General features: G+C 62.3%; 12 protein-coding genes and 1 pseudogene. 5 read left to right on the plus strand and 8 right to left on the minus strand.

Annotated features, from left to right (window positions below; translation table 11 throughout):
• Positions 1-91: 91 nt before the first annotated feature.
• The 3 genes from RS897_RS06195 to RS897_RS06205 are packed head-to-tail and all read right to left on the minus strand — an operon-like array spanning position 92 to position 5,895.
• Entirely contained in the window at positions 92-2,440 is a 2,349-nt protein-coding gene (locus RS897_RS06195; protein WP_315835710.1) for a glycosyltransferase family 2 protein, read from the minus strand.
• The gene (locus RS897_RS06200) at positions 2,437-4,947 is read right to left on the minus strand and encodes a glycosyltransferase family 2 protein (RefSeq protein WP_315835711.1); all 2,511 of its coding nucleotides are present in this window, start codon (positions 4,945-4,947) and stop codon (positions 2,437-2,439) included. The genes RS897_RS06195 and RS897_RS06200 overlap by 4 nt, the downstream gene beginning before the upstream one ends.
• 24 nt (positions 4,948-4,971) lie before the next feature.
• A complete protein-coding gene (locus RS897_RS06205) occupies positions 4,972-5,895 on the minus strand; it encodes a hypothetical protein (protein ID WP_315835712.1) in 924 nt (307 codons plus the stop codon).
• Positions 5,896-6,072: 177 nt separating this feature from the next.
• On the opposite strand from RS897_RS06205, the gene RS897_RS06210 reads away from it, so the two are divergent.
• Positions 6,073-7,326 (plus strand): glycosyltransferase, encoded by a 1,254-nt coding sequence (locus tag RS897_RS06210; RefSeq protein WP_315835713.1) that lies wholly within the window; start codon positions 6,073-6,075, stop codon positions 7,324-7,326.
• A gap of 22 nt (positions 7,327-7,348) precedes the next feature.
• Here the strand turns inward: RS897_RS06210 and RS897_RS06215 are convergent, their stop codons facing one another.
• Together RS897_RS06215 and RS897_RS06220 are read right to left on the minus strand one after the other, a co-directional pair.
• Positions 7,349-7,477 (minus strand): hypothetical protein, encoded by a 129-nt coding sequence (locus RS897_RS06215; RefSeq protein ID WP_315835714.1) that lies wholly within the window; start codon positions 7,475-7,477, stop codon positions 7,349-7,351.
• A 50-nt stretch (positions 7,478-7,527) separates the two neighbouring features.
• Positions 7,528-8,784: an MFS transporter gene (locus RS897_RS06220; protein WP_315835715.1), complete on the minus strand. Its 1,257-nt coding sequence runs from the start codon at positions 8,782-8,784 to the stop codon at positions 7,528-7,530.
• 142 nt (positions 8,785-8,926) lie between these two features.
• Here RS897_RS06220 and RS897_RS06225 point away from each other — a divergent pair, with 142 nt between their 5' ends.
• Together RS897_RS06225 and RS897_RS06230 are read left to right on the plus strand one after the other, a co-directional pair.
• Positions 8,927-9,511, plus strand: coding sequence for a CGNR zinc finger domain-containing protein (locus RS897_RS06225; protein ID WP_315835716.1), 585 nt, complete (start codon positions 8,927-8,929; stop codon positions 9,509-9,511).
• A 168-nt stretch (positions 9,512-9,679) separates the two neighbouring features.
• Positions 9,680-11,821, plus strand: coding sequence for a methyl-accepting chemotaxis protein (locus RS897_RS06230; protein WP_315835717.1), 2,142 nt, complete (start codon positions 9,680-9,682; stop codon positions 11,819-11,821).
• Between the two features lie 125 nt (positions 11,822-11,946).
• Here RS897_RS06230 and RS897_RS06235 read toward each other — a convergent pair whose 3' ends face one another.
• The 3 genes and pseudogenes from RS897_RS06235 to RS897_RS06245 all read right to left on the minus strand — a co-directional run bounded on the left by RS897_RS06235 (position 11,947) and on the right by RS897_RS06245 (position 14,256).
• Positions 11,947-12,552 carry a class I SAM-dependent methyltransferase gene (locus RS897_RS06235; RefSeq protein WP_315835718.1) on the minus strand — a complete coding sequence of 202 codons (606 nt, stop codon included), beginning with the start codon at positions 12,550-12,552 and terminating at the stop codon, positions 11,947-11,949.
• Positions 12,553-12,574: 22 nt separating this feature from the next.
• Positions 12,575-13,105: pseudogene (locus RS897_RS06240) on the minus strand (SDR family NAD(P)-dependent oxidoreductase); the annotation flags it as partial.
• Positions 13,106-13,161: 56 nt separating this feature from the next.
• A complete protein-coding gene (locus RS897_RS06245) occupies positions 13,162-14,256 on the minus strand; it encodes a hypothetical protein (protein WP_315835719.1) in 1,095 nt (364 codons plus the stop codon).
• A gap of 107 nt (positions 14,257-14,363) precedes the next feature.
• On the opposite strand from RS897_RS06245, the gene RS897_RS06250 reads away from it, so the two are divergent.
• Both RS897_RS06250 and RS897_RS06255 read left to right on the plus strand, forming a co-directional pair.
• Positions 14,364-14,963 carry a DUF6088 family protein gene (locus RS897_RS06250; RefSeq protein WP_315835720.1) on the plus strand — a complete coding sequence of 200 codons (600 nt, stop codon included), beginning with the start codon at positions 14,364-14,366 and terminating at the stop codon, positions 14,961-14,963.
• Positions 14,956-15,978 (plus strand): nucleotidyl transferase AbiEii/AbiGii toxin family protein, encoded by a 1,023-nt coding sequence (locus tag RS897_RS06255; RefSeq protein ID WP_315835721.1) that lies wholly within the window; start codon positions 14,956-14,958, stop codon positions 15,976-15,978. The genes RS897_RS06250 and RS897_RS06255 overlap by 8 nt, the downstream gene beginning before the upstream one ends.
• Positions 15,979-16,033 lie beyond the last annotated feature (55 nt).

Consider the following 16,033-nt stretch of genomic DNA (forward strand, 5'->3'; position numbering starts at 1 on the left):
TTCAACTGAAATTCGCGCAAGCATTAACGCGAAAAGAAACTTCAAAGGCGAATCGAGTTCGATGTGACAAAACAAAGAAAAATTCGCCTGACTAAAATCCCGGCGGAACCGCCACTGGAATCGGCAGATCGGATGTGCGCGCGTCCATCGATCTCAGCGGCCAGGCCAGCGCGGAAAACGGAATGGGATCAAGTGACAGCACCGGACTGTAGAATGGATCTGATGTCAATACGTCGGCCCACCGTGCTCGCAGGTTGAGCAACTCGCGCTCAAAGCGTGACTTTCGATCGGTATCCTTATCTTTGCCGCGGCTGGCCGATTCGAGGTGAAGAAGCTTCGCGTGCGGCGTAAACACCACGCGTTTTCCAGATGCGCGGAGTTTTAAGCAATAATCGACGTCATTAAAGTTGACCGGAAAGCGGAACTCATCCATTCCCCCGAGGTCCATGAAATCCTGCCTCCGCGTCAGCAGACAGGCCGCGGTGACAGCGCTGCACTCGTGAGCGACGCGAAGCAGATCACCATATCCGGCATCGCCATCCATCCGATCGTTGAAGGCATGAATCGCCGCGAAGTTGGGCCCGAGTACGACGCCGCCGTGCTGAACGACACCGCTCGGCCACAACAGCAATGCGCCCACCGCACCGACGTCGTCGCCCGACAACCGTCCCAGCATCTCGTCGAGCCAGCCGTCGTCGCGCGCCTGCACATCGTTGTTGAGCAGACAGAGGAATTCACCGTTCGCCGCGGCCGCCGCCAGATTGTTCAGACGCGCGAAGTTGAAGTCACCGGCAACGCGGAGCACCTTCGCTTCGCGCCCATCAATCGACGACAGATATGCGAGCGAGTCCGGATCGGAGGAGTCGTTATCGACCACGATGACTTCGGCGCGCCGCCTGCGCAGCGCCGGTGCAATCGAAGCGAGACACGCTGCGAGCAGTTCGTGCCGATTCCGGGTCGGGATGATCACGCTGACCCGCCCATCGATTCGCCTCGACGTTTTCACCGCCGGCAGAACCAGGCTCTGCCCCGATGTCACGTCGGCGTCGACGCCGCGTTGCGCAAGATGCGCCTGTGTTGCAGCGGCCAGCGTACGGCCGGCCGCACCGATGTCGATCGGCGGCAAAGTCGCGAGAGCTCCCGGCAGGTGAACAATCCGGTCTGCGCCCCTGATGCCTTCGTCCAGAAAGCAGTTGAATACGCGATAGAGATCGGAGGCGCCGGCGTCGAGCACGCGCTCCGCGATGGAACGGCGCAGCGCGAAAACGTGGGCGCAGTATCCCTGCTCAAGCATTCTTTCATAGTCGAAAGCCGGAAACGCCAGCGGCCACAGCGAGCCGTCACCGCCCGCCACATCGAGATCGCCATAGACGGCCGCCGCATAGCCACGGCTTTCGAACACGCCGGCGATGCGCGCGAGCGCGGTCGCCTCGAGCAGGGTGCCTGATGGTAGGAACACGACAAAATCCGCCTCGGCACCATCACCGGCCAGGAACTCCCGGACAGCAGCGTTCTGGAATCCGACATAGTCCGGCGTCTCGGGAAGGGACGCCGCCACCCAATCCGGGTGGCTCTGCGCCTGCAGGCTATCCAGCGTGTCGTCGATCACGCCCGAGCCGACCACGATCACCGCCGCCTTCAAAGAAGGACCGCCCGTGGCGCAAGCCGGAAGTTGCTGGCGCCAGCGCCGATACTGCGCGAACGGAACCGACATCGGAACCAGGCGATCGAACATCGCACTGCGCAGACCATCGGAATCGGCGTTTCCCAAGCCCGCAACTGCCCGCTCCAGACCGCCAGTGAAAGCAACGAACGGCAGCGGACTGCCCTCGAGATGCTCACCGCTGGGCGTCATCGCCGCAAGACGGCGCGCCGATCCATCCGCAAACCGCTCAGGCACGTGAAAATCGAGAGCTCGAACCGCCCGCGCATCGTCCACATCGCCAACGTGGCTCCAGCCGGAGGCCCGCACCCGATCGACCCGCTCGCCATCGATGGAAATGTCGACCAACGGTTCCGCGTCATCCATGATCCAGCCGGAAAATCGCAGGCCGCCAAGCCAGCGTACGGCGCCGGGAGACGACCGGGCCCGATCCGTGGCCTCCGGTCTGTCGAACAGAATTGGGGCTCCAATCGCTGTTCCGAGGTTGGCGATCCGCGCTTCGACAACAGCGCCGTCGCCCAGCGCGCTCTCCGCCAACGCGAAGGCAAAACCATAACAACCGTCTCCGATATTATCGGCAGCGAGCGTCTCGACGAAGTCGATTGCGCGCAAACATTTGACCGGGTGGCCATCAACGAGCAATTCGACAATGAACTTCCGGCTGGGATCGGCAGCATCACAGGCAAATCCGGAAAATGTTCGGTCGTGCGACCACTGCAGCGCGGTCCGCAGATCCTCATGCACGAGAGGTTTTCGCGGCTTGAGCGGGGCCGTCATGCGGATTGCGCCCCTTGCAACCAGGGCACCAGCTGTTCAACCACACCCGTTGTGATCAGTTGTTGCGAATCGAGCGGCAGGTCACCTGCGCGCACAGCACATTCCCCACGAGACCAGTCGATGTAAGCCACAGGCAGCGCTGCCGCCGTCGTGGCCGACACCACGGGATGCCCGAACAGCGGCCGCAGGAGACAGCAGAAAACACGTTCGAGCCGATGCCGTCGAAACACATCGGCGAACTCGTCCGCATCGATCGGACCGGTGACGAATGCGCCGGTCCGGAACAGCTCATGATCGTCCAGCGTGCTGCCAGCCACGATGATGTCGAGACCCGGCATCGCGCGCCGCAGGCCGGCGATCACGCCGTGCATGAACCGATGCTCCTGTGCGCCACCCCGGATCGGAACCAGACCGAGGCGTGCTGCGGGGGCATGCGAAGATGCGAGGTGAGGCATCGACACCGTGGCTGTATCCAGCCGCGTCACCGTCCGACGCAATGCAAGCGTTGACGCCACAGCAGCGGCCTGTGCGTCGGGGGCGAGCACGCGGTAGGCCCTGGCGACGACGTTGCGGAGAAAGAGCCGCTCCGGGGCGGCGTGATCGCGTTGCGCAGCCTCGCGTTTGCCGTTTGTTACAGTGGATGCGAGCCCGTCATGAGTCATGAAAAGATCGTAGGGAATTGCCAGTTCCAGAAGCAGATCAATGACATCACGCGGGATCGCGGCAAGATCGAGAAACTCGATCCTTGCAAGCTCCGCGCCTTGCAGAAACTGACGCATCCCCTCCATCTCGCTCGGAAGCCGAAACGCCAGCGATTGCGGAATGCCGTCGGCCGCGTCGCGCAACTCAGCGATGGCACCTTCCGGACCACGGCGGAGCTCCAGAATGAATACGGCCGGCAGCGCATCGGCCAGCAACTGCCCGGCACGTTCGCGCGCGACTTCGGCGGCGACGCCACCAGCGGAGACCAGCAACGTGCCATGGCGGTGAGCCGACGGGAGGCAAAGTTCAATGGCCCGACGTGCCGCTTTCAAGGGATCCGCGAGAACGAAATCCGCACATTCGGTCCGATAAGTCGGAAACCGTTGCTCGATGACCGCAAGATTGCGAACGACCAGCGACCGCTTCTGCGCGCGGAAAGACCGCGAACCGGCATGGCCGACATAGACCGAGGTCGCACAGACGTTGCGAAATCCGTGTTGCCGGGCGCGCAGGCAGAAATCGACGTCTTCCAGATATCCGCGGTGATAGCTTTCCGACAACGCACCCACGGCGTCGAGACACGCACGGGTAACGTAGAGGCAGAACCCGATCCCGTTGGGGATATCCACAATGCCGCCGGTATTCACCCGCGCCGCGATATCGTCGAGCTGCGCCACGGTGGCGGCATCGCCCGCGGCGTTCGATCGGTTGGGAACGGGAAAACTGGTGAACTCGCCATTGTTGGACAGTGGCGTCACCGTGCCGATATCGGGCGCGGACCTTGCCGCAGCCGACAACCGCTCGATAAAGCCTGCGGGAACGATGGTGTCGGCATTCAGCAGCACCACGTCGCCGGACAACACCGCATCCAAGCCGCGATTAATCGCGCCGACAAAGCCCAGATTTTGCGCGTTGGTCAGGATCGCCAGGTTCCGCCTGCCGTCCAGGCCATCGAGCAGGTCCCGGATGTGCGGGTCCGGGCTGGCATCGTTGACGACAACTGCCGTGTAACGCGCGCTGCCCTCGATTTGATCGAGAAGACTTTCAAGACAGGCCCTGGTGGCATGGTAGTCGGCGTAGACCGGAACGATCACCGTCACCTGGGGAACAACATCGACGGGTGCGCGGGTCGCCGGGCTCTTCTGCACACCTTGGCCGGCGGGATGCGTGGTCCGCAATGACACCAGGACATCGCGATCCCTGGTGACGGAGACAAACTGGGCGGCCTGCGCCGGCGGCCGCGGGAGATGAAAACCAACCGCGTTTCCGAGCTCAGCGGACAAAGGATGTCGTGGATCGGCATCCAGCCGTGTTTCGACGCGGTCCGTTTCGCCGGCAATGGCGATCCGGATCAGGCCGGCTCCCTGCCAGGCGGCCCACCCTTCGATGGAGCCCTCATGCACCCGCACACCAGAAAATGCCGTCTGCCCGGCCTTGCGCAACACCGCGATGGCCTGCCGGACAATGCGCATATCGTGCTCGACGCTAATCAGCGTTCGCGCCGCCGCGATCCGCTGCCTTGCCTTTCCCCAGTTCAGGAGTCTCCGATTGGCCGCGATATCGTCCGGCGCGATCTCCAGGGCCATCGCCAGATCAGCGACCGCCGCAGCCCGCTCTCCCATCCGATGCAGCGCCTCGGCACGCAGCACATAACAATGGGCATCCGGCAATGGCCTGATGCGGCAGCGACGATCGGACAGCCGGTAAGCCGCCTCCACGTCGCCGCTTTCCAGCGCCCTGGCGCACAGAACTTCGAGCACCTGATGGTGTGGCTCGCCGAAATGCTGGGGGACGTGCAATGTCACGGCAACCGAACCATCCCGATGGCGCTATCCCCCGGCCCGCTCGTCGACCGAGTCGGCGTACGACCGCAGTTGGCTTTGGGCCGCCCGCGAGCGGAATACGCGGACCCGGCCGGGCGATCGCGCCTTGGCGGTCACCGGTTCCGACAAGGGCTGTAGCGGCACGTTCAATTCATCCACGCGCAGACGCAATCCAACCAGCGGCTCGCGCCCGGTCGGACCGGCGAGATTCAATCTCCGCCCGATCACCTGGCTCACCGGAGCACCAAGAAACGCTGCTTCCGCAACCAGTTGGAAGTCCGACGCGCCCGGTCCCGACAATTCGAGCGAGAGGCCGACAACGGGCAAAGCGCGGCCACGCGTGCCGGCATAACCGCCAAGCTCCACCGTGCGGCCTGACGTCGTGTGAGGCCGCGCCAGCATCACCGAATAATGCATGTCGAGATCGTCCGGCTTGCCGGGCCATTCGATCGACACGCCCTCGATGCGCGCGGGCGACGCGGGCCCGGCGATCCATTCGTCCGCGCGCGCAACCACATCACCGATCCCGGCGACGTGCCCGAGCAGGCTCAACTGATTGGAATCCTCGCCGGAATCGACGTCGGCAACGGCGCGCCCGGTAACATTGCGCCGCACCGGCACAACCACTTCACCCTGACTCAAGGTTTCAATTTTAACCGTCGCAGCCGTCGATCCGTCACTGTCGATCGGAATAACCTCGACAAAAAGCTGCCCGGGTCGCATCGCACGAACAACAAGGCACGAGCCCGGCTGCCAGAGCGTCGCATTTCGATGTTCGGGACTTAATACAAGTTCGATGTTCTTGCCGTGCTTGGGATTCACTACGACGTTGATCTTTGGAGGCCGCGTGTCGTCATCCGCGGTCGCATAACGAACGAGAAAAAGACCTTTGGCGACATCGACGACTTTACTCTTCTTTGTACGTTCCATGACCGCTCGCCGCGTTTGCATTGCCCGATGCGCGCGACCTTAAGAAGCAACTGTCTATCCCGGGTTAATCGCAATTAAATGATTTTCGAGACATCCGTTGTCATTCGTGCTCGCCGACACCGGCGATGCATGCTCTGATGATCGACAACGCGAACGACACAGTGGATTCAAATCAAAATGAACGTATTGTTCGTTCACAACAACTTCCCCGCACAGTTTCAACAGCTCGCGCGATTCCTGTCGCAGCAACCCGGCGTCACAGTTGCCGCGGTCGGCGCGCAAAACTCGCGCGCGCAAAAAGGCGTGCGCCTGGTCAAATACTCACTGACCGATGTCGACGTCTCCGCGTCGCATCCGTTCGCGCGCCGCTTCGATCTCGAGTGTCATCGCGCCGAACAGGTGCTGTATGCGCTGACGACACTGGCATCATCGGGATTCGTTCCGGAGGTCATCGTCGCGCATCCAGGCTGGGGTGAGACACTACCGCTTCGTGCCGTCTTTCCGAAGGCGCGGCTGATCGTCTACTGTGAATTTTTTTACGGCACCAATGATCGCGATATCGGATTCGATTCCGAATTCCCGGCCATCGGTGTGGACGGACATGTGGCCCTGCAGATGAAGAACGCCGCGACCCTGCTGGCGTTGTCCGAATGCGACGCCGGTCTCGCGCCGACGCAGTGGCAGCGCTCGACCTTTCCACGGCTTCACCAGGACAGGATTTCGGTGCTGCACGAAGGCATCGACACCGCGGCCATCAAGCCGTCACAAAACGCTTCGTTCCGCCTGCCGTCAGGACGAGTGCTCTCGGCCAAAAACGAAGTCGTGACATTCGTCGCGCGCAATCTCGAACCTCTGCGGGGATATCATGTCTTCATGCGCGCGCTGCCGCGCCTAATGGCTGAGCGGCCGAATGCGGAGATCCTGATCATCGGCGGTCATGGCACGTCCTACGGTGCGCCGCCGCCCGCAGGAAAAACATGGCAATCGATCTATCTCGAGGAAGTCAGCGCGCGGATCGACATGCGGCGTGTGCACCTTGCCGGGCACCTGCCCTATCAGGACTATCTGCGGGCGCTGCAGATTTCCTCCGCCCATGTGTACCTCACCTATCCTTTTGTGCTGTCATGGTCGCTGCTCGAAGCCATGAGCGCGGGCTGCCTGGTGATCGGCTCGGATACGGCTCCGGTGCGCGAGATCATCAATGCCGAGAACGGGATCCTCGTCCCGTTCTTCGACACCGATCAATTGTCCAAGCGACTGATCGAGGCGCTCGCACATCGCGAACGTTTCAATGGCATCCGCACCGCCGCGCGCCAGACCATTCTCGATCAATACGATCTGGCACGGACATGCCTGCCGGCGCTGGTCGCTTTTGTCCGTGGCGGCGAGACACCGAGCGAACTCCCACGATTTCTGGCCAGGGCAGGCTAAGCCGCACGATCACATCCAGCGATCAGCCATTCTCGGGGCAGATGATCGCCGGCGCGCCGGTCTCCGAACACTGACGGTCCCACAGGACACGAAAATTGCGGTCGGCTTCGGTCAGACGCGCACGCCAGGGTGTGCCGCCCAGGTAGTCCATCTCCGTGAACTGCTCCCGCACCCGGTGCTGCACCGCGCTGCGGTGCGGGCCTACGGCACCGCGGATCCCTTCGCGACGCCGACTGATACCTTTGACATCACAGCCATGATGCCGGCGGCGACGATGTTGGCGGCCACGCTGACCAGGATCGGCAAGGTGTAACTGTGGCTGATGTCGAACGCGAAGCCGGCGGCACTGGGGCCGATCAGCGTGCCGAACGCGACACTGGTATAGAGCACACCGATGATGCCGCTGACATTGCGGCCACCGAAATAATCCATCACCACCGCCGGCAGCACGGCGACCCAGCCGCCATAGAAGATGCCGAACACGAACGCGAACAGTGCGAGCGGCCAGAACCCGGTCGACACGGCCCAGATCGCAAGCGCAACCGCCATGCCGACGAACATCAGCAGCACCGACTGCTGCCGTCCCATCCGGTCGGCCAGGCCGCCGAGGAAAAAGCGGCCCGCGGTGCTGCCGACGCCGATGGCGCCGAGCAGCAGAACGGCTGACGTTTGCGGCACGCCATGGTCCAGCGCATAGGGAACGAGGTGAACGAAGGGCACGAACACGCCGAGTCCGCAGATCAGGCACGCCATATAGAGACCGATGAAGCGCGGTGACCTGATCGCCTCGCCGACCGAAAATCCCAGCGGCCGCGTCGCCTGCGCATTCGCCTGCAGAGGCTCGCCATCCGGCGCGAGCCCGCGATCACGCGGATCGTTCTCGATCAACAGTGCCATTCCCACGCCGACAACGGCAGTGAGGCCGCCGAGCACGAGATAGGTCATGCGCCATCCCATCATCTCGATGAGCAGCGCCGCCAGCGGCGGCATCACCGGTGTGCCGACGCCGATCCCGCTCACCGCAAGCCCCGAGGCGAAGCCGCGGCGTTTGACGAACCAGCGCTGCACGGCGCCCACCGCCGGCACATAGGCACATCCCACGCCTAATCCGACGCCGAGGCCATAGGCGGCATACACTTCAGTCAGGTTGCGTGCGACACTGGCAACCGCAAGTCCCAATCCGGTGAAGAGCATCCCGATCACGGCCAGCCGACGCGATCCCCATCTGTCGGCGAGCGGGCCACTGACGACGCCAAGGCCGAAATAGAGAAAGCCGGCGAGCGAAAACACCAGGGACACCGATCCGCGCGATGCGCCGAATTCCCGCTGCAGGGAGTCGACGAAGGCGCTGAACGTGTAAGCGCTGCCGAATCCCATGAAGGTCACGGCGAACGCCGAGGCGACGATGAACCAGCCATAGAATATCGGAGGGGTCGCCGAGGCCCGATGGCTGCTCATGATGAACTCCCTTTTCCAGAGGATATCGGACGTCGAAATGACAAGTTCACAGCGCGCGTTGAACACCGCTATAATTTATTTAATGGTGTCTTGCTGTCAACCAGTAAACATGATTAACTCGTGTTTGTTCCCGGGAAGCGGCATGCGCGAGTCGAAAAAATTCAAGGTTCCGGACGAACTGGCGAACCTCTACGAGTTCGCGAATTCGCTCGACCTGCGCCATTTCATCCATCACGGCGTGCAGCATCAGCAACACGATGACCTGCAGGGACCGCGCGATCTCGCAGCCTGGATGGCGGAGCGCGACCTGCTGCGCCCTGGCGCAAAAGTCTCACCGGAGATTTTCGCGGCTGCGCTGTCCTTGCGCGAGGGCGTGCTTGCTTACCTCGCCTGCGCACCCGACGAGCGACGCACCAGCAAGACCACTCTGCAGGCGCTCAACACCGCGACCCGCCCGTTTCCGCTGCTGGCGGAAGCCTCGACCGAGGGCATCGTGCTGCGGCCGGCGCGCGATGATGCCTCCGCCGGCCTCGCGCAGATCGTGGCGGAGCTGCAAAACGCCGCCGCCATCGGCACACTGGATCGCCTGAAGATGTGCGATGCCGAGGAGTGTCGCCGGGTGTTTTTCGACCGCTCCAAACCGGGCACGCGGCGCTGGTGCGTTTCCACCCTGTGCGGCAACCGGATCAAAACCCGCACCTACCGCGAGCGCCGCCACGCCGGTTAAACAGGCCCAGCGACGCTCCGGGTGGCGCCCGGGCAACCCACATCATGGTCCAAAACGGCCTGAAATCGCGCGCAAACGCTCAAATTCTCCAATTTTTATTAACTCGGTACAGAGATACTGCACCCCGCAGAAAGCATAAAATTGCCTTGATAGAGGCATGGGGGAAATATGGCCTTGTCGTTCAGGATCGGGAAATTGCCGTTTGGCGGCTGGCGTCCCAGGCTCGGTTTGAAAGGCAACCTCTTCCTCGCATTCTCGGTGATCGCGGCCATGGCGATCCTGATCAGCGGCGCAGCCAGCATCCTGTTGGGACGGCTCGGGCACACCATGGCGGATCTGAGCGGGCGCGACATTCCCCGCCTCGCCGCCAGCATGCAGCTCTCCGCCTTGAGCGAGAGCCTGGCCTCGAAGGGACCGACGCTGCTCGCCGCCAAGGACGAGGCGGTCCGCGTCGAAGACAGCAAGGACCTCAAGGCCACCCAGGCGGCCGCGATCTCCAAGCTGCGCGAGATCGAGAGCCTCGGCGCCGACAAGACGGTGGTGAGTGCGCTGGAGGAAACCGTCAAAAGTATTGACGACACCATCAACAGCCTCGGCAAGGCTGCGAAGGAGCGTCTCGACATCGCCGCCGAGCGCGAGAAGCAGTACGACACGCTGCGGTTCGCGCAGACCCACTTCCAGTCCTCCGCCGCGCCCGAGATGGTCGACGCGCAGACCCGGCTGAATGCGCTGCTCGCCGGCCAGGAGATCGAGGCCGATCTCGTCAAGGAGGTGGCCTACAGCGTGGAGCGCATCAGCACCATCATTTCCGACAGCAACGGGCTGACCGCCGACATGATGGGCGCGTTGTCGGCGAGCACCAGCGGCGACATCGATACGCTGCAGGAGTCTTTCGCCACCACCCGCAAGCACGTCGACCCGCTGCTCAAGTCGCTGGCCAATATCAAGAGTGCCGCGCCGATGTATGCCGCGGCGATGAAGCTGATCGCCTTCGGCGAAGGCAAGACCAGCGTCTTCAAGCTTCGGCAAAAGGAGCTCGACGCGCTGGACTACGGCCAGTTGATCCTTGACGAGACCCGCAAGCTCAACCGCGGCCTCGAGATCAGCGTCAAGCGGCTGGTCGACGATGTCCAGACCAACACCAACACGGTGACCGCGGGCGTGCAGACCACCATCTCGGTCGCCACCACCATCATGCTGGCGCTGGGCGCGCTGACGCTGGTCGGATCCGCGCTGTTCGTCTGGCTCTATGTCGGCCGCAACATCCTGCGCCGGATCGGCAACCTGCAGTCGGTGATGCAGCGGCTGGCCGACGGCGATCTCGCCGCCGAGGTGATGCGCAGCCGGCAACAGGACGAAGTGGCAATCATGGCTCGTTCGCTGGAAGTCTTCCGCCAGGGCCTGATCCAGGCTCGCGACATGGAGACCGAGCAGGACAAGGATCGCCTCACCAAGGCCCAGCGCACCGCCCGGATCGAACAGCAGATCGCCCGCTTCGAGGAAACCGTGGGCGCCTCGCTCGACGGCCTGATGACGTCAGCGGATTCGATGCAGACCACCGCCAAGAGCATGTCTGCCACCGCCACCCGCTCCAGCGAGCTTGCCAATGCGGTGGCGTCCGCCGCCGAAGAAACCTCGATCAACGTGCAGACCGTCTCGTCCGGGACCGAAGAGCTGTCCTCGTCGATCGAGGAAATCAGCCGGCAGGTGTCGAGTTCGTCACAGGTCGCGGGCAAGGCGGTGCAGGAAGCCGGCCAGACCGACGCCACCATGCAAGGCCTCGCCGACAGCGCCAACCGCATCAGCATCGTGGTCGACCTGATCCAGACCATCGCCTCGCAGACCAATCTGCTGGCGCTCAACGCCACCATCGAAGCCGCCCGCGCCGGCGAGGCCGGCAGGGGCTTTGCGGTGGTCGCCTCCGAAGTGAAGGGCCTCGCCGACCAGACCGCCAAGGCCACCGAGGAAATCCGCGCCCAGATCGCCCAGATGCAGCAGGTGACCACCACGGCGGTCAATGCCATCCGCAGCATCGGCCAGACCATCGGCGCCATGAACGAATACACCACCACCATCGCCGCTGCTGTCGAAGAGCAGGGCGCCGCGACCCGCGAAATCGCCCGCAACGTGCAGCATGCGGCGGGCGGCACCACGGAGGTGTCGAGCAACATCGTCGGCGTCAGCCAGGCCTCGTCCGAAGCCGGCACCGCGGCCGAAGAGGTGCTGGTCGCCTCCGACGCCTTGCGCCGCGAGGCCGATCATCTGCGCGAAGGCATTCATGCCTTCCTGTCGGATATCCGCGCCGCCTGACGCTGCGCACTTTATGTCCAGCGATGCGCCGGCAAGGATCGGCCAGGAGCCTCTGGACGGGCTCGAAGAGCCGCTTATGACTAACGGCCCGGCATACTTATTACGCCAATCCGCGTGTCGATTTTCTATCTCGACAGCCGCCGACCTGGGACCTCAGGACGCTGACGGATGCGATACACGGATGCCGGAGGAATATTGAACGCAATTCGCCCGACAAGGCTTGCCTTCAGACCGAGGCGATCAAGGATCGGGCGCGGCACAGGACAGCGCGGGCCGTAGGTGAATTGATAAAAGGTGCCGCCCTCACGCATGTGCTGAAAGGCGCCGGTCAAAATGGCCATGACCTTGCGCGGCGACATCGAGAGAAGCGGAAGGCCGCTCACGACCGCCGCAGCGGGCGCCATGAACAACTCATGTTGCGAAAGCTGGCGCGCATCCATCCACAACACTTTCGCCCTCGGGAAACGCTGCTGCAACAGGCGCATAAAATCCGAGCCGTATTCAATCAGCAGCAAGTCACGCTCGGGAACACCGCGCTGAAGCAGCGTCTTGGTGAATATGCCAGTCCCGGGCCCGAGTTCAATCACCGGTCCCACGCCCGGCACGATCTCCTGCGTCATCAAGCGCGCCAGCGACTGGCCGGATGGCGCGATTGCGGAGACTTGTCCCGGGTTGGAAACATACGAGCGGAAGAACTGGAAGAAGTCTGCAACGGCGGTAGCGCTCATCACCATCCTCTTCTGGGTTCTTGGATCAGGATGCGATATTGTGCTGCCGCGCTTCACCTTGAGCGGTCTTCGAAAGCGCATCCCATGCTTCCCAGGTTGCAAGGCGCTCGGCGAAGGCAGCCCTGGCGCGGGGCAAGCCTTCAGTACCAACAAAGAACCGCAGCGGCGGATTCTCGGCGTCCACGATCTTCAGAATGGCATCCGCCGTCGCCGGCGGGTCGCCAAACTGGTTCTTGGCGCCTGCGGCGAAAACTCCCGCCCGAATTGCGCTGTAGGCCTCGATCGTGGGTGTGATCCGCAGGGAGGCCATACTGGCAAACCCCGTCGCATAGGCGCCAGGCTCCAGCAGCGTCACCTTGATCCCAAAACCTTTGACTTCCTGCGCAAGGCTGTCATGCATCGCCTCGAACGCGAATTTTGAAGCGTGATAGAAGCCGGTGACCGGGCCTGCGACGATCCCAGCGACACTGGAGACGCCCACGATATGGCCGCTGCGCTGGCGCCGCAGGATCGGAAGCGCCGCCTGAATGACCCGGAGTGCACCAAAGAAGTTGGTGTCGAACTCGGCGCGAACGTCTTTTCGCCTTGGGCGATTATTGTCATGCGGTGTGTTTAAGCCTCGGGAGGCGCGGAGGCTTGTGCTGGCGCCCTGCTGTCTTCGATGAACTTGCCATCTTCATCGAACAGGAACGTCAGGCGGCCCGCCAGCATCTGCGTTTCAAGCTCGGCATCGCTGAATTTATGCGACTTGATCATGGGGAGGTTGCGTTGAAAGAGGTAGTGCATGAGCTGGCCGCGGACGGTGTAGTCCAGCGTCACGAGTTCGGGCCACATGGGCTTTCCGTCGATGCCGTGGCGTTCGCCCTGCAGATCGAAGGATGATCGCAACTCCGTATGTTCCTTAAGGTGGGCATTAAGGAAAGCAAGTTCAGCCGCTAATTCGCGCAGTTGCATACCAGAGACGGGGCCTGTGATCCGCTCCAGCTTTTGCTTGAGGAACAGGGCGGCGGCGCCACCGTCATTGAAAGCGGCAAGGAAGGCAAACGCGCCCATACGCAGCATGACCGACTGAGCCTGATAGAGATCGCCAAAATCGAATTCGCTTCGAGATCCTTCTTCCTGCACGCGTATCGCGACAAAGGAGCCAAGCGCGCTCGGGTGAATAGCCGCGCCGGTCGCAAAGCAGCGGAGCAGCGTGTGCAGATAGTGCAGGCCACCCCAATCGTATTTTAGCTCCTCCGCGATCGGTGCGACGCCTTTTCTCGCATCGAGATGCGCGCGGAGCCTGCGATCCTTCAGATGGGTCTTGAGAAAGATCAACCCCATCCAGACATAGAACAGCAAGACGCCGTGCTGTTCTTGGTGTGCTTGAACCGCACCGAACCCGCCCTCCACGAGCGCGCGCACTGGCTCTTCGATCTTACGGCCCATCAGGGTGTTGCACGCCGAGCAGCAGGGCACCGTGTAGCGGTCGTAGCGAATGGCGCTTCCATTCGGCAACGTGATCGAGGCGGCAAAGAGATCGTAGCGCCGCAGAAGCCATCTCGGAATAACGTGCTCGTCGTTGAAGGACACCGTGCCAGGGGCCGCTCCGTAGATGAAGCAGCAGTCGCCAAGGCAAAGATCGCGGACGAAGCGCTCAAGGCTGAAATAAACGACCGACCCGTTCTCATCGAGGACCGTATCGTCGGGCTCCCTGGTCCACATGCGCGATCCATCCCTTAATGTTCTGTAAGATATTGATAATATTCATGAAAATATCAAAACATTGATTTTCGTCAGAAGTAGTGTTATGTTTCTGACAAGGTGAGATCATGCAACCGATTGCCCAACGCATTTTAACTCAGGCCAAGACGCTTTCCGAAGGCGCTTTAATCAGCGCCAAGGAATTCCTGCATCTGGGCACGAGGGCGGCCGTCGACCAGGCCCTCAAACGGCTAGAGGAGAAAAAGGAGCTGATGCGCATCGCCCGCGGCGTATATGTGCGCCCGGTGCAGACGCGGTTTGGCACGCGTGCCCCGGCTCCGGAAAAAGTCGTGGCCAACATCGCGACCTCGCGGGCGGAAACCGTCGTCAGTCACGGTGCGGCCGCCGCCAACGCGCTCGGCCTCACGACGCAGGTGCCGACCAAGCTCGTCTATCTCACGTCCGGGCGTAGCCGGCGTCTCCATCTTGGGGCACAGGTCGTGGAAATGAAGAATGCTCCGCCATGGATGCTTCTTCCGTCGCATCGCGCGGCCGGAGAAGCCGTCCGCGCGCTTGAGTGGATTGGCCAGCGCGGCGCTTCGGAAGCCTTGAAGACCTTGAAACGAACCCTGTCGCCTGCCACGGTCGAAGAACTGGTCGCGATCCGTCCCGCACTTCCGTCGTGGATGTCCGAGTCCATCAGCCAGGTATTCATAGCCCATGCCTGAAAATTACCTGACGCTCTCCCGCGAGGAACGCCTTGAAGCCCTAGGCGTGGCCGCCACCCAATCCGGGCGGCCCGTCCACTTGCTCGAAAAAGATATCTGGGTCGTTTGGGCCGTGGACGGCTTGTTCAAATCGGAATTCGGCGAGCATCTCGTCTTCAAGGGCGGTACGTCGCTGTCGAAAGGTTACGACGTCATCGAGCGCTTTTCGGAAGATATCGATGTGACCTACGATATCCGCCAGCTTGTGCCTGAACTGGCGGCCGACGATCCCATCCCGAAAACGAACAGCCAGGCCGATAAATGGACCCGCACGATTCATGATAAGCTCGCGGCGTGGGTCAAGGAGAAAGCACTGCCGGTCATCGAGAAGCACATCAAGGATTCAGGAGTCGACGCCAAGGCAACCGTCGATGGCTCCAAGATCTATATCGACTACGATCCGCTCGCCAAAGGCACCGGCTATGTTCCTCCGCGCGTGATTCTCGAATTTGGCGCGCGTTCGACCGGCGAGCCCTCGGAAAAGAGAACGATCGCCTGTGATGCTGCTTCGTATCTGCCGGACCTTGCGTTCCTGACAGCTACGCCTAACACCATGCTGCCGAAGCGAACGTTCTGGGAGAAAGCGACCGCTGTGCACGTCTATTGTTTGCGCGGCCACCAGGGCGACCGCTATTCCCGCCACTGGCACGACCTTGTGCGTTTGGATGACGAAGGCTATGCGCAAGCCGCCTTTGACGATCCGGACCTCGCCAAAGACGTTGCTGCTTTCAAAGCACGCTTCTTTCGCGCGAAGGATAGCGAAGGCAATCCGATCGATTACGCCAAGGCTGTCTCGGGCGGATTGAAGCTCGTTCCCGATGCCGAAGCGCTCAAGGTGCTCGAAGCCGACTACAAGAAGATGGCGGATGACGGCATTCTGCTCGACGACGCCGAGCCTTTCGCGAAGCTCATCGAACGTTGCGCCGACCTTGAACGCCGAGCCAATGGTGGGGCATCTTCTGACGCGAAGGGCTAGGCCTTCCTCCCGGCATAGCCTTGCAACGCGTCGGACATCGGCGGCGCCTGACAGA

It is taken from the genome of Bradyrhizobium prioriisuperbiae, from assembly GCF_032397745.1.
Classification (GTDB): domain Bacteria; phylum Pseudomonadota; class Alphaproteobacteria; order Rhizobiales; family Xanthobacteraceae; genus Bradyrhizobium_A; species Bradyrhizobium_A prioriisuperbiae.